This is a genomic window from Methanobrevibacter sp. (assembly GCF_017468685.1).
Lineage (GTDB): Archaea > Methanobacteriota > Methanobacteria > Methanobacteriales > Methanobacteriaceae > Methanocatella.
In genome coordinates this window covers 16,997-42,038 of sequence record NZ_JAFUHT010000020.1, presented here as the reverse complement: position 1 = coordinate 42,038, position 25,042 = coordinate 16,997, and the positions used below count along the sequence as shown (strand labels likewise).

Annotated in this window: 12 protein-coding genes; 2 read left to right on the top strand and 10 right to left on the bottom strand. The window is 35.0% G+C overall.

All coding sequences use genetic code 11. The features are described 5' to 3' along the window. The 5 genes from IJ258_RS02935 to IJ258_RS02915 all read right to left on the bottom strand — a co-directional run. A partial coding sequence (locus IJ258_RS02935) for a DUF1565 domain-containing protein (RefSeq protein WP_292802645.1) occupies nucleotides 1-937 on the bottom strand: 937 nt, incomplete at its 3' end. 213 nt (nucleotides 938-1,150) lie between these two features. Next, nucleotides 1,151-1,483 carry a DUF2149 domain-containing protein gene (locus IJ258_RS02930; RefSeq protein ID WP_292802643.1) on the bottom strand — a complete coding sequence of 111 codons (333 nt, stop codon included), beginning with the start codon at nucleotides 1,481-1,483 and terminating at the stop codon, nucleotides 1,151-1,153. Nucleotides 1,484-1,492: 9 nt separating this feature from the next. Further along, nucleotides 1,493-2,137 carry a MotA/TolQ/ExbB proton channel family protein gene (locus IJ258_RS02925; RefSeq protein ID WP_292802640.1) on the bottom strand — a complete coding sequence of 215 codons (645 nt, stop codon included), beginning with the start codon at nucleotides 2,135-2,137 and terminating at the stop codon, nucleotides 1,493-1,495. Between the two features lie 8 nt (nucleotides 2,138-2,145). Then, complete coding sequence (locus IJ258_RS02920; RefSeq protein ID WP_292802637.1) at nucleotides 2,146-2,853, bottom strand: DUF2162 domain-containing protein; 708 nt, start codon at nucleotides 2,851-2,853, stop codon at nucleotides 2,146-2,148. Nucleotides 2,854-2,862: 9 nt separating this feature from the next. Next, the gene (locus tag IJ258_RS02915) at nucleotides 2,863-7,998 is read right to left on the bottom strand and encodes a cobaltochelatase subunit CobN (protein ID WP_292802634.1); all 5,136 of its coding nucleotides are present in this window, start codon (nucleotides 7,996-7,998) and stop codon (nucleotides 2,863-2,865) included. A gap of 178 nt (nucleotides 7,999-8,176) precedes the next feature. On the opposite strand from IJ258_RS02915, the gene IJ258_RS02910 reads away from it, so the two are divergent. Then, nucleotides 8,177-9,028, top strand: a complete 852-nt coding sequence (locus tag IJ258_RS02910) for a phosphoserine phosphatase (protein WP_292802631.1) — start codon at nucleotides 8,177-8,179, stop codon at nucleotides 9,026-9,028. Here IJ258_RS02910 and IJ258_RS02905 read toward each other — a convergent pair. The 5 genes from IJ258_RS02905 to IJ258_RS02885 form a co-directional block, all read right to left on the bottom strand. Further along, entirely contained in the window at nucleotides 9,025-9,306 is a 282-nt protein-coding gene (locus IJ258_RS02905) for a zinc ribbon domain-containing protein (RefSeq protein ID WP_292802628.1), read from the bottom strand. The two genes, IJ258_RS02910 and IJ258_RS02905, sit on opposite strands and share 4 nt — an antisense overlap. A 53-nt stretch (nucleotides 9,307-9,359) precedes the next feature. Further along, entirely contained in the window at nucleotides 9,360-10,598 is a 1,239-nt protein-coding gene (locus IJ258_RS02900) for a bifunctional 5,6,7,8-tetrahydromethanopterin hydro-lyase/3-hexulose-6-phosphate synthase (RefSeq protein ID WP_292802647.1), read from the bottom strand. Nucleotides 10,599-10,651: 53 nt separating this feature from the next. Next, nucleotides 10,652-12,475 carry a threonine--tRNA ligase gene (locus IJ258_RS02895; protein ID WP_292802625.1) on the bottom strand — a complete coding sequence of 608 codons (1,824 nt, stop codon included), beginning with the start codon at nucleotides 12,473-12,475 and terminating at the stop codon, nucleotides 10,652-10,654. Between the two features lie 174 nt (nucleotides 12,476-12,649). Further along, the gene (locus tag IJ258_RS02890; RefSeq protein ID WP_292802622.1) at nucleotides 12,650-13,513 is read right to left on the bottom strand and encodes a hypothetical protein; all 864 of its coding nucleotides are present in this window, start codon (nucleotides 13,511-13,513) and stop codon (nucleotides 12,650-12,652) included. 364 nt (nucleotides 13,514-13,877) lie between these two features. After that, on the bottom strand, nucleotides 13,878-23,237 hold the full coding sequence (locus IJ258_RS02885) for an S-layer family protein (protein WP_292802619.1): 9,360 nt from the start codon (nucleotides 23,235-23,237) through the stop codon (nucleotides 13,878-13,880). 454 nt (nucleotides 23,238-23,691) lie between these two features. Here IJ258_RS02885 and cfbB point away from each other — a divergent pair, with 454 nt between their 5' ends. Further along, entirely contained in the window at nucleotides 23,692-25,041 is a 1,350-nt protein-coding gene (gene cfbB, locus IJ258_RS02880) for a Ni-sirohydrochlorin a,c-diamide synthase (protein ID WP_292802616.1), read from the top strand. The last annotated feature ends 1 nt before the right edge of the window (nucleotide 25,042 follow it).

Here is a 25,042-nt window from a genome sequence, read left to right as displayed (position 1 = left end):
TAGCAGATGAAACATTACCATTTTTGAAAATTATATTAGACAATAATACATTGTTTCCTTGAATTTTTAATATTCTTCCACTATTTCTAGCATCAATAACAACATCATCAGTCATACCAATGATTGAAACATTCTTAAGAATATTCAAACCATCTACATCAACACCATCCAAATAATGGACACCATCAGCAAGATAAACAACACCATTATCCTCAACAACACTTAAAGCATGCCCAATAGTTTTAAAAGGAGCTGAAGCGGTGCCCCCATTTGTATCTAATCCATTATCATAATCAACATATGCTTCAGTTAAACTAGTAGGTTGAGGATTATTTGAATTGACAGTGACCAAAAACCATGATGTTGATACTTCAGGACCGCCAAAATCAGAAACCCAGTCACCCCAATACATTGGACCATCTTCAGGAGTAAATGTCACATTATAAGGAGTTTCACTTGCTACAAATAAAGAATTCGGAAATGTATATACTATTTCATGACCACTTAGCTCTACAACATTACCAGAGCCCCCATTAACCTGGATATATACCAGGAAATCAGGTCCGGGTAGGAATTCTCCACTACCATCTACTACATGAGCTTTAACAGTTATAGTTTCACCTTCGGTTATAGTGAAATCCTCCTTGTCAAATTTAAAATATGCACTAGGGTTAGGTTCAGTATAACCTAATTTTTCATCATCACTCCCGACAGATACACCATCAGCAGCCCGACTGTTTTCGTCTGCATCATCGACAACAGACAAATCATCATATCCATCGTCTTGATTATCAATAGAAATAATTTCATTATCATTATAAACAGCCAAATCATCTGTTGAATTATTAATATCATGTGCAAAAGCTGAAGATATTGATAAAACTAAGACAAAAAACAATGTTAATAATAATAAAGAAGTTTTAACATTCTTTTGCAAAATAATTTCCCCCATTTTTTTAATACAAATTTTTAAAAATTTATTAAAGGCAATAATAAAATTATAACCTTAATTATTACTATATGAAATAATATATTTAAAACTAACCAATTTATTACTAAAATTAAAAAATAATAAAAAAAGTAATACATAAAAAGGATATTTAATTCAATATAAAGAAAAAAAGTAAGAAAAGGTATACATAATTTTAAATTAACCTTCAACCATGATCAATTTTCCCGTTGAAGGATCCTTATAGACCTTACCCATTTCCATGTATCCCTGACCGGAGCTGTCGGAAGTGTCCGGAGTCTCATTTAAAACCTGTCCTTCAGCCACTTCAGTCACATCAGGTGATGATTCCTCAATGGCCTTTTGTTGGTCTTGCGAATCCTGAAATACAACACTCTGCATATTCCAACTTATTACAACAAATATCAGCAATCCAACTGCAATAACAAGCATTGCATCAACAAGATTTGAGGTTCCTGCCATCGGATCCTCTTCACCTTCTGAAAATCTCTTTTTAGACTTGTCTCGAACCATGTGAAAACCTCATTGATTTAATTTATCCAGAAGCGCATCGGCAAGCGCATCCAAGTTGGACAGGTATTCCTCATACCATCTGCGTCTTACTTTTGATACGAAGTAGGCCACAGCACCTGCACCAATACCAACAACAGTGGTATCAAATGCTACAATAATCGCGTTGGCAAGAGTATTTACATCACCAGCACCCAATGCGGCAAGACCTGGACCCATTGGGATTAATGTACCCATTAAACCTAAAGTCGGTCCTATACGGGTTACAACATCAGTTTTCTCTATTGTCTTTGTGAATTTGTTTTCCTCAAACTCTATCAGTTTCTTTGCAAGGGCATGCCTTGAATCGACTGTAAGTGAACTGGACCTTAAAATTTTTATTAAAACAACCTTCTGGGATTCATAGATTTTTGCGTTCTTAATTATGTCCTTTATTTCATCCAATGATCCGGCATTGGAAATTGAATATATTAACTGCTCAATCAAATCGGGAGTGACTTTTTTTCTTGAAGTGTACTCAGAAACCAGCCCTCCAATAGCCAAGACTGCGAAAACCGCAAATATCACTAAAAAGATAATTACGGGAATCTGCAGACTTTGAGAAATCATGTTTAATGTTGAAGTCAATATTTCGCTGCCGGGAATTGTTGCTACCATAAAATCACCTAATTAAAATTGCTGTTTCTCCTTGAAATTATTCCGCCTATTCCAATAATCACCAATATCAGTATCAATGCTCCAATCAATGAATAAGGAGAAGATATTGATATTGCATCCATCGGATTTTGAATCATTGCTGTAATGTTTGGCAAAAATAGCGCTGAAAGGAGGAAATATATTCCCAAAAAGAACATGAAATTTCCTAAGACGATCGGATATGGCTTATCAATAAACCTAACAAGATGGTTGGATGCAAAATAGGTTAGAACAATTGTCAGAACCAATGCACCTGCAACAACAAGACTCAAATCCATCAATCCCAAACCAACTGTAGGTGCAACAAGCATGATGCTCACTATAATAGATCCAAAACAGCACGGACAAGGTGCCACAACAGCCATGCAAGTGGCGGCGGTTGTGTTCTTTTCAAACACCTTATATTCCCTTATTGTGAACAATCCTGCCAAAATCATGATTATTGCCATTATCAGGAAAAATTCAAAATTATAAGTATAAATCAAGTCTGTAATCTGCTGTGTGAAATGGGAAGAGATTTCTGTCAATATCAACACACCTCCACCATATCCAATGGAAACCAATGCCAAATATTTCTTTGACATATTGGCCAGACCTGTTGCCAGACCCAATTTAATTCCAAAAATCAAAACAGCGGATAAAATACCCACTTGCCATAAAATATTAATCGCATCCATTTTAATCACCTAAAATTTTTCTCTGAAAAGCTTATCCAAATCATGTTTTTTATCCTTATCATCACTGTCTCTAAAGTATCCGAATGCTATAACCATAATCAAACACAATATAGCTATAACCGCTATAAGAGACAATCCAACTTCACTTGCTGACTGTGAAGTGATTGGATTGATTTCAACTGATTTTTTAACATCAGCACCTTCAACAGAAGAACTTCCCGCCTGTACTGACTCACTGCCTGCACCGACATTTGAAAATGCTTCACCCTGTGCATTTTCACCGTTTTGTGCGGTAGCTTGATTTGTTGTTGAACTTGAATTTGTTGCAATAGTGGCTGATGAAGTTGAACCCTCAACTGGATTGTTTGTTGACGCCTCATTCTGATTTTGGACCTTGTCCTGAGTTTCTGGAGGAACAGTTGATTGTGTAGTGTTGGTGAATACCGGATTTCTTGTTGCCTCATATAATTTAGGGAGCAATTGTGCCAAAATATCAGGATTTACATATTGAACTGCCCATTGCATCATTGCAATATTTCCACAGCTGCAGTCACAACAAGCCACACCATTTTGAACTGTTGCTTGGGCCCATGTGTTTGCAATGTTTCTTATTGTAGCGTCATTTGCATTCCAATATCCTTCCTGAATGGCAGTCAGCATTGTTCCACTCATTGAAATAAGAGAATATGCATTATTTCCGGATTTCAACCAATCAGTAACTCCAATATTGTATTTATCATTATAGTAAGTGTTATAAACCCTGTTCCATAAAGCATCACTGACAGCAGAAGGTCGGGTAACTTGCCAACCGTATAAGTTAGTTACAAATTTATTTGACATGTATCTAGCGCCGCTGTACCCTTCAGCCATCATTCCCTTAATCCATTCAGGATTATCATATCTTGAAGCGATTTCCTGATACATCACTTCCTCCAAGGATGCAATATATGCCTTATCCTTATTGGCGTACATCAATACGTTCATGTTAGGGGTTTTTCCAGATATCTTCTCGACTGTCATGGACAATCCACCCCAATAATCAAAGAAGTCATCGTTGTCGAGAACACCATATTGATTAGTGTTACGGCTAGTTACGATTGTATCTGAATTGGATAATGCCCTAAGGAATACCAATGGATTTGTATCTCCCCAATAATTTTTGGAATACATGTTTCCCATTCTTCCAAGGTAAAAATCGGCTAGCTCGCTTGTATCATTCCATGTCCAAGACATTGATACCAATTTTGATATTCCTGCACCATAATCTCCATTTGGTGGTGCAAAAATGCGTGTAATGGCACATTCACCTGCATAAGTGGCATTATAACCTTGACTTAAATAGTATATGCAATCTTCAACCCAGTGCTTTGCAACGTAATTATCCTCAAGTGATTCTGAACTAATACCATAATATCCTATGCCTTCCATGACAAAATTAATGGCCTCTTTTATTTGCTTACCGTATTGACTTCTCATAAGAGTACTGTTTCGAACAATGGTATTGTAAGATCTTGCAAGTGCAACTCTAAATGCATTATCCAATAAAATGGATTGAGAGGAATATAAATCCCTAAAGAGTCCGCTTGTAATTACTGTGACATCAATTCTTTTCTTATCCCAACCTTCAGGACGAGTTAAGTCTTCCAAAAGAATATATTCAGGCATTGATTTGGTTTTTTGACCGATTTCCCCATGGTCATGGTCAGGATCATCCTCATCATCTATGAAATATCCTGCACTTGGTGAATCTGACCATACTGGCTTCATTCCAAGAAGATATAAAACGGATGCAACCAAAGCCCCGTCATCCCTTGCAGTTTCAACACACCAAATTCCCATTATGACTTTTTCAGTTGTATCATTCAAGCCGGATAGGGTCAAGAGCGCCAATGTCTTTGCATAATTCCATGCATCCTGAGTTGGTAGTTCCTGGGATTGGTCCTGATACATATTCCTTCCTGTTGGAAGAACAATTGGGTTTAATATTACTTCTCCCCCAGCACTAATAGGGATATATCTGCCGTTTAACCCATTGAGCATTGAATTCATTTCATTGGTTACACTTTCATTAATCAAACCTATGTATTTTTTAGCCAATTGCAAACAGGCAAGAACTTTTGCATTATCATATAAATTATTTCCTGCAACCAATGTTCTGTAAATATCATCCACATCCCAATAAATCAGGGCTTTGCAGATATCATATGATTTGTTGAGGATAAATTCTCTTTCAAAAGATGATAAACTGTCATAATCCTTAGAGTAATATATGTATGAAAGTTCATCGAATAGGTTGGTTTCACCTTGTTCGCTTTCAAAATCGAATGACAGCATTACCGAAACCGTGCTTGCAAGGTCTTGTTCTGTCCAATATTGTCCTAAAGCATGAAGACCTAAAGGATAGAGAACATCCTGAAGCGATTTTAAAAATGTGTCCAACTTATCAACAAGAATATCATCAGCTAAATTTGCCACTTCCTCAACACTTAATCCCAAATTCATTGAATAATCCTGTTCAATAATGAATTGGCGTATTTGCTGTGCAAATTCAGCTTTCAATTCTGCATTTTCTGTATTGTAATAATAATTAATTAGATTAACCGAAATTGTTAAATTTCCATATAAATGAGTATAAGACATTGGAGAAGTCAAATGTGAAATCAATACTGCAAATCCTCTTCTTTTTGCTTGAATAGCTTCTCCCAAACCATCAGAAATATAGAAATACAATTGAGGCACATCTCCAACAACAACAGATCCGTAATCGGTTGCTGACAATAGTATTTCTTTTCCAGGCAACCATTCATGAGTTGCATGCCTTCCAACAAAGACCATTGCGTTTGAATAATATTTTTGCATATAGTAATATGCAGCCAAATACTGGTGTGTTGGAGCAACGGCAGTACAATGGTATAGATTTGAAATGTCTGCCTCCCAACCCCTCTGAGGTTCTGGAGCAATGAAAATATTTCCAAATGTCAAACCAGGAATCACAAAGTAATCGATGCCATTCCTATTGACAACCATTACTGTACCCGGTGAGTCACCCCATCCGTTTAATCCTGAAACATTCAGCTGCTTGAATTCGACAAAATACTGTTGGAACAAATTGAAGTATTTAACATCCTGGGTCTTGGTATAGTTTTTCAATGCACCTACAATCTTATTTAAAACGACTGCGGCATCAGTCGCCTTATCATCAGGAAGCAATGAAGTTACCTGATTTAACCAATCATCAATTGTATCCCCAATAGTCACGGTGTAGTTTAACTCAACCGCCCTTCTTGCCAACTCTCCAATGTATGCGACTGGACCTTCACGAACCTGCAACTTAATAATGTCATCTAATGAATTGAACCATTCAGTGTATTCGCTTACCGGAAACAATGTTACACCGGATTGATTAGCCAATTTTTCAAGTTCACCAGGAGCCCAATTAGCTACATTGATTCCACACCTTAAAATCATGTCTTCAAGTTCTGAAACATTGTTAGGCAAATCTTCAACCTTATATCCTGCGGCCTTTAAAGTGTATAGCATATTATAAATGCTGGTAATTGTATCCAAATAACTTGATCCTATATTCTGTTTTCCTGGAGGATAGTTATAATAGATTATGGAGAGTACCTTTTCACCATTTTCAGCATATTTCAAGTCTACCCATGAGTCTACCCTGTCAGTCAACAAATCAATGTTTCTTACATGAGAAATATATGTGACGATTCTTGCACCAGTCAAATCTGAGATGTATGATGAAACACCTCCAATGAATGTAGCATCAATAATACCTTGTGCCTCTGCAATAGCAACATGCCACCATTTATCACTTTTTTCTGTGGTCAAACCTGTACTTCCAAGCTCCCACTGTTCATTTGAAACATAATCAGAATGGACAGCCCTGAAAACTGGAACTCCGAGCTCTTCAAAAAAGTCTATTGTTTTAGTAAAATTTTCTCCGCCTACCCCATATGCAACCATTGATATTATGGCATCTACATACATTTCATAATTTGATGAGTTCGCTAAAAATCCTGAAATGTCACTGCCAGCACTTGTGAAAGATTCGACCATAACCCTTAACTGTTCAGCTGTACCTCCAGCAGCAAATACTGGAATGACATTATATCCTTTAGATTCCAATGATTCTATTATTGCATATGTTGGATGCAGTTGCTGGGATGAAACATACATCGTACTTTCCAATATACCTACAGTACGAGTTCTTGAAGAATCAAAATAAGTTGCAATATACTCATCTAAAGAAAACCACCTTTCCCTATAGATTCCATATAAGTATGAACCGGTGAAATTTGGCTCATCATAATCAACATCATATCCTAGGTGATTCAAAATATATAGAATTTGGTTTTTCATGCTGTTCTTGTCATTGATATCCTTATACAACACCAAATCGTTTAACACTTTATTGAATGCTGCACCATCACCCATTATATATCTTTCAATGTCTTCGTAAGCAGTTCCCCTCTGAGTATTTGAAAAATATGTAATGATATCATCTGTTGAAAATGATGATAAAATCCTATTATAATTAATTGTGTTCTGTTTAATTAAATTAATTGATGAGGATCCTGAATTCATATTTCCTGAAGGGGGTTCCAATATTAAAAATATCTGCTTTTCTACAACGTCAGGATATTTTTCAATAGTGCTTGTCAAAACGGCATCAACATCAGTACTAATCCATTCCCCTATGAATGCATCAGAACTGTATAGTAAATTCACTAATTCCAATTCTTCCATTGTCTTTATCTGTTGACCACTTCTAACAATTATATTGACATTCTTAAAATCGTGTTCATTGAAAAGTTCGTGGCTGGCGGCGTCTAGAATATTAGTGCCGGGATTATCACTAATAAAAAATAAAGTATAGTTATCCTGTGAAGAAATAGAATCTTCAGATTCAGAAGTATCAAGTGAATTTAAACTATCCGAACTTAAATCATTTCCACTTCCAGAAGAATCTTCAACAATATCCTCCTCAATTAAATCCACATTGCTTTCAATGGCTTGATTGCTTTCAATACTTAAACCAGTATCATTTTCTAGAGCAAAAGCAACCTGACAAGAAATGATTATGATTAGAATTGAAAATATAACTAAAAACCATCTTTTTTTTGTAAACATTTTATCCCTTAAATTTTAATAATAATAAATATTTATAATATTTAATATTAATAAAGTTAATTAAAGTATTACTAATCTGGGAATTTTATAGGAAAACGTAATAAAAAAATCTAATGAGTACATAATATTTATTAAATCTAAAAACCAAAATTATAATATTAGTAAATAGGGGAATAATATGAGATATGGGAATGGCATTGTAAAGAAATATTCAAGAGAGTACAATAGAACACTGAAAAATGGTGAGCGAAAAAAATACACCGCCGAACAGATACAAATTACCGTGCCGAAAAATGAAGACATCTATGAAAATAAAGAAGAAGTCTTAATTATCCCAAACTCCGAAATCGAAGAATTTAAAAATAGAGAGGAAGAATTAGAAACTTTAAAAGTAGCTAATTATTTATATGTTGAGGAAGTGAAAAAATTGGAAGAAGAACTTGAAAACACCAGTGCGGCATCTAATTTGGAATTTGAAAAGGAAATTGATGAACTTAAAGCTGAAATTGAACGCAAAACTAAAGCATTAAATGAAATGGAAAGTAAATATGAACATTTACATCAAGACAACATTGACTCTCTTAAAAAGGAAAATGAAACAATAAAAGACAAGCATTCCAAATTGATTATAGAAAACGAAAACCTCAAAACCAAGTTCGTCAACATCAAAACCGAAAACGAAAACCTGAAAACCAAATATTCAAGCATCAAGGAAGAAAACAAAAACCTCAAAACAAAATGTTCCAACATCAAGGAGGAACATCATTCCCTAAAAGAAAGCTACAATAGCGTTTCCACTAAATACGACCATCTAAAACAGGAAAACCTCAACACCAAAACCAGCTATGCTGAAATTTATGAGCTAAATGAAGGACTAGAAAAAGATTATGATTCACTTTTAGGCGAATATAATGATTTAGTTGATAAATTCAACGACCTTCAAGAAGAATTATATAATATAAAAACTAATCAAACTCATGATGAGTTCATAGCCAATAAAGTTAAAGAATTTATGTTATCCAGATCCTAAAGAGTTTTATAATCATCTTGAAACTCTGGATTCCATCTTTTTAATCCTGGAATGAACATTGCAGTGATTCCAGTCGCTTGAGTTTCTGCAAGGTCAGGATTTTTCTCCATCATCTCTTTAGTTTTGCGAACAATCATCTCCTGTAATGTAATATCCGGTTCGGTGAACTCCCCATCTTGAAAACAGTCTTTACAATAGTCAGGATTTAAACTGCCATCCTTATTTGTTCCATAGTCTTCTTTTATAATTGGCTGTCCGCATGAATTACAAAATCCCATAAAAAATACTCCTTTTAAAAAAAAATAGATTGTAAATTAGAAATTAATCTAATTTACTCTTTCACATCAATGTTTTCGTCTTCATCCATTGCAAGTCTCATGTTGTCTGGATCTGGGTCAAAGTGTTCTAAGAAGTCTTGTGCAGCTCTTCTTACATCTCTTGAACCGATGATGTATCTACCTGCAATGATGATGTTTGCACCTTTAGTGATTGCTTCTTCAACATTGTTAGGTTTGATTCCTCCAGCAACGGCAATGAGTCCTTTTTCACCGAGGGTCGCTTTAATATCTTTAATGTTACCCCATTCGGTCATGTCACTGGTGTCTTCACCGTGTTCTGCTCTGTAGGATTCCATATCAACGTTTCTGTGTAACAATACGATGTCAGGTTTCAAGTCATCTGGAAGTTGAGCCAGTTTTTCTTCAAATCCTTTGACATTCATCATATCAAGGATGGAATAGATACCTTGTTTTTGGGTTTCGTGAATTGCTTTTGCAATGGATTCAATGGTACCGAGACCGGAAATAGCTACTGCATCAGCTGTTTCATCTGCTGCCATCTTAACTTCTACACGACCTACGTCTAAAGTTTTCAAATCAGCAATGATGAATGCATCTGGGCGTAAAGCTCTGATTTTTCCGATAATTCCAACACCGAATTTTTTAACGAGTGGAGTACCTGCTTCAAGCAAGATCCTGTCGTTGTCCGGTAAGTCATTGATGATTCTTTCCATTGCAGCTTCATTGTCAAGGTCAAGTGCAACTTGCAAGTATGGTGGGCTCCAGAGTTTTTTGACTTTGAATCCCATGATTGGGTGAGTTCCACGGTCTTTTTCTGCAAGCACTTTTTCAATGTCTGGGTAACCTGCCATTGCTCTTCTGATAGCTAATTTGGTTGCTCCATAGTTGTATTGATAAATTTTTCTGTAATCTTCAGCTGAAGGGTCGATGAATACGCTTACATTGATTACAATGTCTTCTACAATATCTTTTGGGATGTATCCATCTTCAACTGCATCTGCAACTGCTCTTGCAACTGCTGTTTGTGCAGGTCCGAAAATTTTACTTGCGTCATCTAAATCACCGACAGTTACTTTAGGAATAATTAAAGTAGCTGGCTTGGTCATTAAATTAGGTCTAATTACACTTGTTAGTGGAGTGTGGCCTACGGAAAGGTTTGATAAACCATTAGCGAAAGCTTGACCGACTGGTCCGAACTTATCACCGATTAATAAGTCAACGTGTGCTAATTCAGGGCCGTCTCCAATAAGAGCTTCTCCTATTCTATACATTGGGTCCATTAAATTTCCTCCATATTATACTATAAATTTTATTTGTAATTAAATTATTGGAAGTTAATCCTTCTTGAGATATCCTTTGGTAAAGGTAATCTTCTGAAAGGTTTTCCTTCACATTTAGCGTTAATTTCACTGATGAGTTCATCCACTGTCATGTCAACTTTTTCACCTGTTTCCCTGACAGTCACTTGGAACTTACCGGTTTCAGCTTCCTTATCTCCAACAACAAAAATGTATGGTATCCATTCTTTTGATGCATTACGGATTTTTTTACCTACACTTTCATCCCTGTCATCGATGTCCACACGGATGTTTGAGGCATTGATTTTTTCGTATAATTCCTCTGCAAATTCCTTGTGGGTTTCTGATATTGTTAAAATTCTTGCCTGAATCGGACTTAACCAGGTTGGAAGCATTGGAGCTTTCTCGTTGATTTCAATGGCAGTCTTTTCAAGCATTGCACATAATACCCTTTCGATACTTCCAGTTGGGGAAGTGTGAAGGATTGTAGGATTGTGCTGTTTGCCGTCCTCTCCTAAATAAGTAATATCGAATCTTTTACCGCTTTCAACGTCAATCTGTACAGTAGGGTTTTCAATCGGACGGCCTAATGCGTCAATATTTGCAAGGTCGATTTTACATACCCAGTAGTGGTGTCTTTCAGGTAAGATTTCTAATAAAATTGGTTTTTCGAATTTACGAGCGATTTCATACATCCACTGCTCGTTTTCTTCAAAGAAGTCCTGGGTTGCTCTGAAAATCACTTCGAAATCTAAATTCAAGTCTTCACCGGTTTGCATACACATGTCAGTCTGCTGGGAGAATTCCTCAAGTGATGAGCGAACATCAGTACAGAAGGAGTGGCAGTCTGGCATTGTAAATGCCCTTAATCTTTTAAGTCCGACAACTTCTCCTTTTTTCTCATAACGGAAACTGTATCTGGTCAGCTCAAAGATTTTAGCCGGGAAGTTTTTCCAGGTTAAATAGGAATCGCTCATTAATCTGAATGCACCGAAACATGCTGCAAATCTAAGCATCAGATTCTTTTTGGTGTCGGTTCTGTACTGCCTTTCACCGAACTTGTAAGCATGCTCATAGATTGCAGGATTGTCCAAATCATAAAAGATTGGGGTTTCAACAGGCATTGCTCCACGATCAACAGTGAGGTCATAAACGTAATCTGAAAGCAAATCTCTTATTAATTTACCTTTAGGATACCATCTGAGGTTTCCTACATCAGAAGCGGGTTCATAGTCACAGATTTCCTTTTCCCTCATCAGTTTAACGTGAGGTGGTTCGCCTTCATCAGATGCTCCTTGGCCTAATTCATAGTCAACAAGTTGCTTGAAGGCATGGTTTTCGAATTTGAAATCATCGATTTCAGTAATCTTGTCTCCTTCAAGAATATGCCAAGTGGAAGGTTTTCTTTCGACTTTTTCCTCTTCCTCATCGGCTGTGATTGTTCTTGAAAGCTCACTTAGAGGGTGTCCTTTACAGGATATTTCAAATGCCTTATACCATCCGAAAGGTACTCTTTGAACAGTTAAGTTTTCATCAATTAATGCCTGTTCAGCATCTTTTAAGATTTGAACGGCAACTTTTGGAGAACTTAATGATGAAGACAAGTGAGCATATGGATATAAAACTATATTTTCTGCTTTAACCTGTTCATTAGTTTTGATAACTTCTTTAACTAAGTTTTTAACAATACCTTCTGGATTATTTTCATCGTCTTTTTCAACAGCTGTAAATACTACTAAAGAATCATCAAATGAGCCTGCTTTTTTTGCCTCTTCGATTTCTTCAGCTACAGGTGTCTGCTTTTTCACATTGTAGTTTAAATAATCAGAATGAATAAGAAGTATTCTCATTTAATCACCAATATATTAATGATTAAATTTTTGATTTTAATATTATATAAAAATAGTTAATTTGAAAAAATTTGATTAGAAATTTATCTCAGATTTAAATTTTATAATTTCTTAAATCGATAATATGGTCTTAAAATGAAGCAGCTAAAAAAAGATAGAAAAAATGATTAAAAACTAATCATTTAATTCTTCTTTTAATTTCATTACATCTTCCAAATCAAGACCAATACCTTTAGCAATGATTTCCTCATCAACACCCAATTCAATTAATTTTTTGGCATTTTCAAATTTAGCTTCTCTTTGACCGTCAAGATAAGCCAAATTAATCTCCTCTTCAATACCAGTAACATTAGGCTCAATACCATAATCTTCTGCTTTGAAATTTATCATTTTCTCAATCTCCTTTCTTTCATCTTTATTGAAAAATCTTTGAAGCATTTTCCTTTGACATTTAACTAATTTAAAATGAAACTCTGCATCAGGTATCACTGCATTAGCCAATAGATTCGATGTTATCTTCATCAGTTCTTTTATATCGTATTCATGGTCTGTATCTGGCGCAATTATTAAATCTATTGCTTCAGCATCACTGAGTGGTTCGTTATTATCATTTTTAGTTTTGACTTTATTAATGATTTCGGTTGCTTTCAGATTTTTGGTGTAGAAGAATTTTGGATGGAAATTTAGGTTATCATCCATTTCTTTTTGCACTATACCTTGTGTTGGAGGATACGTTGCCAATATAGTTGTTTTAAATCCGCTGAATTCTTCTGATTGAGAATATATCCTGTATTTGTAGAAGTCAAGCATTTTTGGATCATATACAGGTGTGGATTGAAGTTCAATGTTTGCCTTATATTCATCATCAATCCTTGCCAATATGTCCATGAACTTTTGATCAGGCCCTATTGGAATCTGTTCAACGTTTAGAAAAACGACTTTTTGCGCATCATAGCCTAACCTCTGAAAGAATCTGACATTTAGGGTTTTGATGATATATTTGTAGGCATCATCCTGACCCGCAAAATCTTTAGTCACTAAAACACACACCTTTTAATTGATTTATATTTCCTGGCCATGAAAATTTCAATTTGTCCAGACAGTATTATGTTAAATTGCACAGTATATAAGTCTATGTTTTATTTAAAGTAAATATTAGCATTAGATAGTAATTTTACGCATTTAAATCAATATTTAGTTTGGCTTGAATATGGTGAAAAACAGGATTGAAAATAAGTATGTTTTAATTATAATGATGATTGATTAAACAAAGAAAAATATCTAATGATGTATAAATAATCAGTCGATTATTTGTTTTAAATGATTGGTGTGAGATAATCCGGTGTTTGGTTTTGGTAGGTATGTATGAAAAAATAAAAAATAGGATAAGGATTAAAAACCCTTATCTTTTAATGGTTAATTTTTTAGTTACAACATCTTTTCCATAAGTTACTCTGTATTTGTATTTTTTACCAACTTTAAGTTTTTTAAGCATGGATTTTTTGACTTTCCAGACAGCTTTTCCTTTCTTGTTGGTTTTTACTTTGTAGGTTTTACCTCTGAATTTGATTTTAACTTTAACCTTTTTGAGGTATTTTCCGTTAACTTTGTATAAGGTAATAGCTACTTTAGTAACTTTCTTGGATTTTTTAACTTTTTTGTTTTTAGCTTTAATGATGTTTTTAACTTTTACTGTGTTTTTGACTGTAATGCCTTTGTAGGTTGCTGTTATAGTGTATTTTTTAACTTTCACTTTGGTGTTGAGTTTCAAGGTTGCGTATCCGTTAGCATCAGTTTTAACAGTGTATGTTTTACCGTTGAACTTGATGGTTACGCTTTCACCAGCACCAACAGCTTTACCGTCTTTAGTGATTAAAACTCTGTAAGATGCGGAAGCTGAGTAGCGAACGTTAATGTTTTTGTTTTGAGTTACAGCATATACTGGAACATGGACATTCAATGTTGTGGATTTGGATAATGCTGGGTATTTGCTGTCACCAGAGTAGGAAACAGTTACATTATGATTACCGTCACTTAAACCAGGAACAGTAACACTAGCTTTACCGTTTTCAACAACAGCAGCATATTTCTTACCGTCAACATCAACAATCAAGTAACCGGTAGCATCACTAGGCAAGTTCACACTGAATGTAGGTGAATTGGTTTCACTGGATGCCGGAATGTCTAAAGCGCTGTCAGCAGTGACATTGGATTCAACACTTAATTGAGTAGTGTTGGTGAATCCGGCATAGTTTTCATCACCAGTGTATGTAACAGTTACAGTGTGGTTACCGCCAGCTAAAGGAGCAGTGGTGATACTTGCAGATCCGTTTACAAGAGGAGCATAGTATTGTTCGCCGTCAATATCAACCAATAAGTAACCGGTAGCATCATCAGTCAAGTTGATGCTGAAGGTTGGAGCAGTTGAATTTTCAGGAACAGTAATGTTTAAAGCATTTTCTTTAACGGATTTTTTAGTTACGTTAATTGTTTTTTCAACAGTAGTGCCAGCAACGTTTTCATTACCTTCAAAGATTACTTTAACATCGTATGTACCTTCAGGTAAGGAAATGTTTTCGTTAAGTGCGTAAGTTTTACCGTTGATTTCAACACTAGCAGCACCTTCGAAAGCAGTAGCAGTTACTGTGAAGTTTTCACCGATTTCTGCTTTTTCAGGTACAATTACAGTTGGGTTCATAGCAGCTTTGTTGATAGTGAATGTGTTTTCTTTAGTGATTTCAGCATAACTACCATCAGCAGGTAAAACAGTGACTAATGTTTTGTCTCCAGCGGATAAACCAGAGATTACTTTACTTGCATTATCTGTGACAACAGTTATTTGATCTTTGATTTCACCGATTGTAATGTTATATGTACCAGCAGCACCAGTAATAGTAATGTTTACTTTACCAGGATAGGTGTCGTTGATTACAGCAACAGTTACTGTGAATTCTCTTTCAGCATCTTTTACTGTGAAGTTGACAGTAGCGGAAGCAGCATCATAGTTGTCATTTGCATCATAGGTTACTGCAACATCAGTGTAAGTACCAGCAGCTAAACCGGTGATTTCACCTGATCCTTGACCATCAGTAACTTTAATTTCAGTACCTTGAATGTGGTAAGTACCATCAGTACCTTTGATAGTTACTTTGACTGCTTCAGGATAGGTAGTTTCTGCAATTTCAACAGTGAATTCAGGAGCTGCTTTAGCAATTGTGAATTCTTTGTCAGCTGAAGTTTGTTTGTAGCTAGCATCTTCAATGAATGTTACGATAGCGTTTTGAGTACTGGCAGCAACATTAGTGAAGGTAGTGTATCCTACACCATTGGTTACAGGTACAGGAGTGGTTTGAGTACCAACAGTAATGTTGTAAGTACCGTCAACATCAGAAGTTACGATAACAGTTACAGTACCAGGGTATGTGTCTTTGCCGACAACAGTTTCTACATTGATTGTTGGAGTTCCTTTGGTTACTTCGAAAGTGATATCTTTATCTACAGAAGCATAGTTATCTGCTTCAAAGTGAACTGTCTTACCTGAATATGTACCGACAGCTAAACCAGGAATGGTTAAATCAGTTACACCAGCTTCAACATCAAAGACATAATCTTTGTCAAGAGTAATAGTTACTTTACCAGCAACACTAGCATTTACTTTGATTTGCACGTCACCAGGATATGCAACCGGAGTTGCTACAACTTCAACAGTGAATTCTGGGGTTGCAGGATCAACTGTTACATCATAATATTTGTAAAGATATGAATAATAATCATTACCTTCATATGCAACTTCAACTTCTTCATATGTACCAGGAGCCACATCGGAAATTGTTCCAGTTGCAGTAGTGCCAGTAACTTCGATAGTAACAGAATGGTCTTCATCCATGTAGACTGTGTAATTACCAGGAGTACCAGTAATAGTGATTTTTACTTCAGGATAAGTAGCATCAAATTCTACTTCAAATTCAGGAGTAGCAACATTGTTGAATTCATATGTTGAAATGGATTCATCCAATACATAGTTTTCAGAATCAAAGGATATAGCAGCAACTTGAGGGCCTTTGCTTACACCAGTAATAGTAGCAGTACCATAAGTACTATTTTCTTCCTCATTGTAACTAACTTCAACATCAACAGTTTGTCCGTCAACAGTTACATGATAAGTTCCAGCAGGACCTCCAATATAAGCAATTACATCCTCACTATCAGGGGCATCACTGTAAATTGAAATATAAACATCTTCATCAGTTAATACTTTTGCAGTTACATTAACCTTAAATTCAGCTGAAGATTGTGAATAATCATCATCACCTTCATAAACTGCAGTGAAGTCATATTCGCCAACATCAGGCTGATTATCAATTACAAATATTCCATTTCCATCTTCAACAAAAACATTGACTCCATCTATTACCACAATACCAGTTAAAAGATTGCCTTCACCATCAGTTAAACCAATGTTAACTTTAATTTCCTGACCGAATTCGGCAGTAGTGATTTCATCAATAGTTAAAATAGATGTTCCTTTTACATAGAATACGGTTGAATCGATTGCATTGTTGTAGTTAGCACTTTCATCCAACATTGCAACAACAGGATATTGACCGTGTGCTAAACCTTCAATGGTCTTGTTACCTTTACCGTCAGTTACAGTAATGGCGTATTCTTTATTGTTTACAATTACAGTAACAGTGTCATTTAAGCCAATGTCATTAACACCAGTTAATGTTACTAAAACAGTAGCATTTTCACCATCAATGATGTCTTCAACAGCAACACTGAATTCTGTTACGTTTGCTTTAGGAACAATGTATTTACCTTCAGTAACAGTAGCACCAGTATAACTAGTACTTACAACTTTATCACCAGCAGTTTCAATTGTGTATGTAGCAGTGTATAAACCGTTAGCATAGGAAGTTTCAAGTTCTTGACCATTAATAGTTATGTTAAAGTTAGGATCATAAATTACATTACCATTATCATCAGTTAAAGTAGCAGTAGGAACTACTTCATCGCCTAATGCAGCATTAATATCCTGACCACCAATTAGGGTTGCATTAATAGTTGATATGATATTTGCATTATTATAAATACCATTATTAGCAATTATATTATTGCCAGCTAATTTTAAGTTTGCAACATTATAAATAGCCCAACCATCAGCAGCAGTGATATTGGAATTAGTTAACTCCATATTACCTACATTAGTAATTGTTGTAGAACCAACATTATCTTTAAATTCCGATTCGCTGATTTTAACATCATCATTAGAATTATATGAAATTACAGCAGATCCTCCATTTGGAGATTCATTAGCAGTAAATACACAACCAGTAATAACCGCATTAGCCTTAGATTCCATAGTACCAATAGCAATTGCACCACCAGAAGGGGTAGAACTACCAATATTTGGAATGATTACATTATTAGATGTGAAATTAGAACCTTCAATAATGAATTTATCTACATTTTCATTAAGGTTAATTGCTCCACCTTGCCATGCAGTGTTTGTATTAAATACAGAATCTTTAACAGCAACTGAATCTTGTGCAAAGTTTTCAACGGTTAAAGCTCCACCTAAAACAGCAGCGTTATTTTCAAATAAACAATCTTCAATTAATAAAGCACTAGCACCTGAAATATAAACTGCACCAGCAGTGAATCTGTTATAAACATCTTTAAGAGCTACATTATTAGTGAAATTAGTACCAGTAACTTTTAAACTAGAACCAGGAGCAGCATAAATAGCAGCACCACCAGCAGCAGGATAACCCGGTCTCCAAGAAGTACCGTCAGTCACTTTATTGTTATCAAATACTGAATTTTCAACTGTTAAAGGAGCAGTTGCATAAATAGCAGCACCGTTATCAGCAACACTACCATTAGCTAAAGTAATGTTTTTCAAAGTGGTTTTAGCATTTACTTTAAAGATTCTAGCAAGATCTGCACCACTTACAGTAGTTCCATTACCGTCAATAGTAATTTCTTGACTAATTACAACACCTTCTTTTAATGCAGCACCATCAATTTCTTCATTGTATGTGAAGTCATATGGTAATATTAAATCAGTACCTGCAGCATTAATTCTTGCTTGTAAGTCAGTGAAAGTACCAACTAAAAGATTTTCAATAATTCCAGTTTCAACAATTATTTCATCAGTTGAACTTGTTACAGTAACAAGATAAGTACTATAATCAGTTGTGATTGGATAATCTGAAAGTACATATACTCCATTGCTGAAAGTAGGTTGAGTAGCAACAGTTACGCCATTAACAACAAATCTGAGATTTAAATCATATACAATGTTACCATTATCATCAGTTAAAGTGGCATTTAAAGTATATTTATCTTCAGCTGTTTTAACAGTTTGATTACCTAATACAACAGCTTTTATTTCAGAAGTGATTGTTCCAACATAAGAATCTGCACTAAATGATAAAATACGTGCGTTTCCTTTATTGATATTATTATTTTTCAAAGCTAAATTACCAAGATTTACAATTGCCCATCCATTAGTAGCATCAATAGTAGAGTTAGCAAGACTTAATGTACCAACAGTGTAAATAGTACTACCAGAACTACTGCCGGAAGTTGATACAAAGTTACAATCATCAATATTAGCAGTTATAGTAGTATCAGATACAAGAATAGCAGTACCTGCATTTGGAGCAGTATTATCAGTAAACTCACAGTCTACAACACTTATTTCACTTGCAACTTTAGTAGGACCAATCATGATTGCTCCAGCTTGAGGTGTGGAATCACCAATGTCAGGAGAACTAGCTTGGTTAGTAGTGAAATTAGAACCAGTGATTATAAATTTACCAACATATTCATTAATATTTATTGCTCCACCTTGCCATGCAATATTATCATTAAATACAGAGTCTTTAACAGCAACAGTATCTTGGGAGAATCTTTCAACGGTTAAAGCTCCACCTAAAACAGCAGCATTATTTTCAAATAAACAATCATCAATTAAAACATTATCTGCATTAACTATATAAACTGCACCACAGGTGAATCTGTTATAAGTATCTTTTACGGCAGCATTATTGGTAAAATTAGTGCCTTTAACATTTAAACTAGAACCAGCAGCCGCAAAAATAGCAGCACCACCAGCAGCAGGAGCACCTGGAGCCCAAGTACTACCTTGAGTAATCTTATTATCATCAAATACAGAATCAATAATAGTTAAAGGAGCAGTAGTATAAATTGCACCACCATTATCAACAGAACTACCTTTAGTTAAAGTTACATTTTTCAAAGTAGTTTCATCAACAACATTAAATATTCTAGCTACATTATTACCATTAATAGTATAACCATTACCATTAATAGTTAAAGCATGATCAATTACAATTCCATTTACAAATGCAACACCATCAGTTTCTGCATCGTAAGTAAAGTTGCCAGTTAGATTAACTTCATTAGCATCTTTGATTAAATCATTTAATGCGGTGAAAGTACCTTTAACATTCTTGATAGCACCAGTTTTAATAGTTAAATCATTGTTTTTAGTAGATGTTATAGTAACTGGGTAAACACCTAAAGCAGGAAGAGTATAAGTTGCTTGATATAATTTAGTAACAGTATTATAACTTGCTGTAACCGGTTCACCATTAATGACAAATTGGAAAGTGGAATCTCTGATTACATTATCATTATCATCAGTGATTTTAGCAGTTAATGTTACAGTGTCATCATAAGCAGTGACAGTTTCATTGTTTAAAACAACTGCTTTGATTTCTGAAGTAATTGTACCAGCATAGTTGAATACACCATTATCATCAAATGTGTTGTCAGCTAATTCTAATGTTCCTTGGTAACTCATAATAGCAGATGGGTATCTGTCAACATTATTTGTGAAAGTAGAACCACTAATATCATTAGTACTACCAGGTTCACAGAAGATAGCTCCACCCATACCAGTATCACCAACTTTGTTATCAGTGAAAGTAGAATCAGAAACTGTTAATTCAGTACCAGTACCAGTAACAATAGCACCACCAAGAGCAGAAGCAACGTTACCAGTGAAATTAGAGTCAATTACTTTGAGAGTATTGTCAGGGGAAGAAGCAATAGCACCACCCATATATACAGCGGAGTTATCTTCAAATTTACATCCAGCAACATCTAAAGCAACACCAGTGTGAGATTTGGTACCGACCATAATAGCACCACCACATGGTGAAGACTGACCAGCATTAGGAGTTACAGCCTTATTAGCAGTGAAATTAGAACCTTCAATGATTAATGAACCGACAAGATCATTACCATTAATAGCTCCACCTTGCCATGCTTGATTACCATTAAATCTAGAATCCTTAATAGCAACAGAATCTTGATTGAATTTTTCAAACATTACAGCTCCACCATAAACAGCAGAGTTCTCTTCAAATGTACAATCATCAATTAAAACAATACAATCATCTGTTTCTTTATTATAAATTGCACCACCGGCAGAGAATATTTCAGTATCATGAGGAGCTGTGTTTTTAGTAAAGTTAGATCCAGTGACAAATAAATCACCAGTATTGTAGATAGCTCCACCACCATTACATTCAGCTTGAGAATCTGTAAAAGAATCTCCAGTAGACACTTTATTGTTATTAAATACAGAGTTGGTTATGGTAAGATCCCCACCATCATTATAGATAGCACCACCTTGTTCAGTAGCAGTGTTGTTTTCAAAAGTACAATCATTAATAGTTAAAGTATAGCAAGAATATATTGCACCAGCATATCCTGCACTACCTTCAATGAAAGTAATATTATTTAATGTAACTTCATCAGCCCATAGGATATTTAAAATTCTTACTGAATCACTACCACTGATAGTGTGACCATTACCATTAATAATAATATCCTCCTCAATTTCAACAGAACCATCATCAATACCTTCAGTGTATATGAAGTCATAAGTTAAATCTAAGGTTCCACCAGCATCATTAATTTTTCCTTGTAAATCACTGAAAGAACCTTTAATATTTTTAACTTTACCAGTTTTAACAGTTATGTCCTCATTTTTAGAAGAAGTAATACCAACAGTGAAAAATCCAGGTGCTGGAAGAGTATAAGTTCCTTTGTAGTATCCATCTGCAACATCATAAACTGCAGCAACTTTTTCACCATTAATGACAAATTGCAAAGTACTATCTCTTATAACATTATCATTATCATCAGTAACCCTAGCCCTTAAAGCAACATTACCATCATCAGTTTCAAGAGTTTCATTGTTTAATACGATTGCTTTGATTTCTGAAGTGATTGCTCCACCATAGTTAAATACACCAGAATCATCAAATGTGTTGTCAGCTAATTCTAATGTTCCTTGGTAGCTCATAATAGCAGATGGGTATCTGTCAACATTATTAGTGAAAGTAGAACCACTAATATCATTTTTACTGTTAGGTTCAGCAAATATAGCACCACCCATACCAGTAGCACTAACTTTATTATCAGTGAAAGTAGAACCAGAAACAGTTAAATCAGTACCAGTTCCAGTAACAATAGCACCACCAAGATCAGTAGCTTTATTACCAGTGAAGTTAGAGTCATCTACCTTAATAGTGTTATCAGGGGAAGAAGCAATAGCACCACCCATGTATCCACCATCATTTTCAACAAAGTTACAACTAGCAACATCCAAAGCAATGCCAGTATAAGATTTAGTACCGACCATAATAGCACCACCTTTAGGAGATGAACTACCCGCATTAGGAGTAGTAACCTTATTAGCAGTGAAATTAGAACCAGTAATAATTAAAGAACCAACAAGATCATTACCATTTATAGCTCCACCTTGCCATGCTTGATTACCATTAAATCTAGAATCCTTAATTGCAACAGAATCTTGATTGAATTTTTCAAACATTACAGCTCCACCATAAACAGCAGAGTTCTCATTAAAAGTACAATCATCAATTATAGCAGTTGTTTCTTTTATATATATTGCTCCACCAGCAGAGAACACTTCCTCATCATGAGGAGCGGTGTTTTTAGTAAAAGTAGAACCGGTAACTCTTACATCATTAGAAGCATAGATTGCTCCTCCACCATTACAATCAACTAAAGAATCAGTGTAGGAATCACCAGTGGTTATTTTATTATTTTCAAAACTAGAATCACTTACAACTAAAGTTCCTTCGGAGTATACTGCTCCACCTTTAGTAGCAGCTATGTTTCCATTTAAGGTAGAACCAGATATTGAAGCAATACCTTTGTTGTATATTGCTCCTCCAATTTTAGCACTGTTGTCAGTTAGCTCAGAACTGATAATATTTACAGTACCTTCATTGTATATAGCTCCACCGTTATCATTATTACCATTTACAAGAATCACATTATTTAATGTTAAAGTAATTCCTGAATTAATCTTGAAAATTCCACCTAAACTTTGTGCATCAATTTTATGTGTATCATCACCAAGTAAAAGGATATTTTTTGTAATTTCAATATCGCTTTCTCCTTCAGATCTTACATAATTGGAATTAATCTCTAACAATCCACTTGCAGAGTTAATTTCGTCTTGAAGCACAGTGAAATTCTTATCACCAACATCAGTTAGTACTTCTGCACCGTCATCTGATGCTGCAACAACATCATCAACGTCAGCGGTTGCTACCTCATCAATAGCATCCACATCAGCAGCCTGTACGACTGAGTCTGAAGTATCATCTATTTCCGCTGCATTTACAGCAGACATTGTCAATATCATTACTACGAATAGCAATAATATTGATTTATACGATTTCTTCATTTACGCAACCTCATTTTTATTATCGATTTAACCTAAAAATTTTAGATTAATCGTTTAATATATAAGATAGACATAATATATAAACCATACTAAATATTTTTCATATTATTTTAAAGTATTACTCTTTTATATTCAAAAATATTATAATTATTTTATACATTAACTATAAATTTTAAAAAAATTCTATAAAAATTATAAATTTAATCTAATATTTTTTAAAACTGTTTATTTATTAAATTAAGCGTAAATAAAATGCTTTATGTTAAAAAAGAATTCGTTTTAAGTAATACTAACAAATAAATATGTTTAATCGATATAACAGAATTTCAACTATTGTAAACTATTTTTTACATTTCTGAAAAAATATAATACACAACTTATAAACTACAAGATTCTGAAAAATTTAACAGGTTCATCCATTAAGTTAATAAAATATCATATATAATTATTATATATGAGAATTATACTAGCAGGAACCGGAAGTGCCGTTGGAAAAACCACAATTGCCACCGGAATAATGAAGGCACTAAGTGAAAAATATAATGTCCAGCCATTCAAGGTCGGACCGGACTATATAGACCCGTCATACCACACTTTAGCGACTGGAAACACTTCAAGAAACCTGGACTCATTTTTCATGAAGGAAGGTCAAGTAAGAGATTCCTACCTAAAAGGAATGGAAGGAAAAGACATTGCAGTCATCGAAGGAGTAAGGGGATTATATGAGGGAATCGATTCAATCAATGACATTGGAAGCACTGCTAGTGTAGCAAAATCCCTACAGGCACCGGTGATTTTAATCATCAACTCAAGAAGCCTTGTAAAAAGTGCAGCAGCACTGGTTTTAGGATTTAAAGCTCTAGACCCTGAAATAAACATTGCAGGCGTAATACTCAATAAAGTAAAAAACAAAGCACACTATGAAAAAACCAAAAGATCAATTGAAGAGATAACAAACACTGAAGTTATAGGCGGAATAACAAGAGACGATAATATCTCCATTGAACAGAGACACCTGGGCCTTGTTCCTGCACGTGAAAGGGAAACCTCAATCAAGTTCATCGACATATGGTCAAAAACAATAACCGAATCACTTGACCTGGACAGACTGGTTGAAATAGCCAAATCAGCGCCGAAAATCACCTCTGAAAGAATTCCGATATGGAACAAGTTAAACAATCAACCTGTTAAAATTGGCGTTGCATATGATGAGGTGTTCAATTTCTACTACAAGGAAAACATTGAAGCTTTGGAAGCAAACAATGCCAAAATCGAGTATTTCTCACCGCTGAATGATGAAGGCCTCCCTGATGTGGACGGACTATACATAGGCGGAGGATATCCCGAACTCTTTTCAAAGGAACTTGCCAAAAACACAAAAATGTTAAGTGACATTAAAAAGTTCCATGAAGACTCAAGGTCTATCTTTGCTGAATGCGGCGGGCTGATGTATCTTATGAACTCCATCCATGATGACAAACAAGTCAACATTTATCCGTATAAGGCTGTCCTGACAGACCGTGTACAGGCACTCAAATACACAATAGCTGAAGTTAAGGAAGACAACATTATATCCAAAAAAGGCGAAGTGTTCCACGGCCATGAATTCCATTACTCCAAAGTGATTGTGGATGAGCTTAAAAACCCTCTGGCATTTAAGGTTACAAGAGGAAAAGGATCATATAACAATATGGATGGTTTTATGGAAAAAAACACCCTTGCAAGCTATGTTCACACACATGTTGCAGCAATGCCTAATTTTGCAGGCAATCTAACAATTTCAGCCAGAGAACTCGGAGAATAAT

Bases quoted from the DNA above. Each gene is read 5' to 3' on its own strand.
- IJ258_RS02900 (WP_292802647.1), bottom strand. From the start codon at position 10,598: ATGTATAGAATAGGAGAAGCTCTTATTGGAGACGGCCCTGAATTAGCA.
- IJ258_RS02920 (WP_292802637.1), bottom strand. From the start codon at position 2,853: ATGGATGCGATTAATATTTTATGGCAAGTGGGTATTTTATCCGCTGTT.
- IJ258_RS02895 (WP_292802625.1), bottom strand. From the start codon at position 12,475: ATGAGAATACTTCTTATTCATTCTGATTATTTAAACTACAATGTGAAA.
- IJ258_RS02905 (WP_292802628.1), bottom strand. From the start codon at position 9,306: ATGGGATTTTGTAATTCATGCGGACAGCCAATTATAAAAGAAGACTAT.
- IJ258_RS02885 (WP_292802619.1), bottom strand. From the start codon at position 23,237: ATGAAGAAATCGTATAAATCAATATTATTGCTATTCGTAGTAATGATA.
- IJ258_RS02915 (WP_292802634.1), bottom strand. From the start codon at position 7,998: ATGTTTACAAAAAAAAGATGGTTTTTAGTTATATTTTCAATTCTAATC.
- IJ258_RS02910 (WP_292802631.1), top strand. From the start codon at position 8,177: ATGAGATATGGGAATGGCATTGTAAAGAAATATTCAAGAGAGTACAAT.
- IJ258_RS02925 (WP_292802640.1), bottom strand. From the start codon at position 2,137: ATGGTAGCAACAATTCCCGGCAGCGAAATATTGACTTCAACATTAAAC.
- IJ258_RS02930 (WP_292802643.1), bottom strand. From the start codon at position 1,483: ATGGTTCGAGACAAGTCTAAAAAGAGATTTTCAGAAGGTGAAGAGGAT.
- cfbB (WP_292802616.1), top strand. From the start codon at position 23,692: ATGAGAATTATACTAGCAGGAACCGGAAGTGCCGTTGGAAAAACCACA.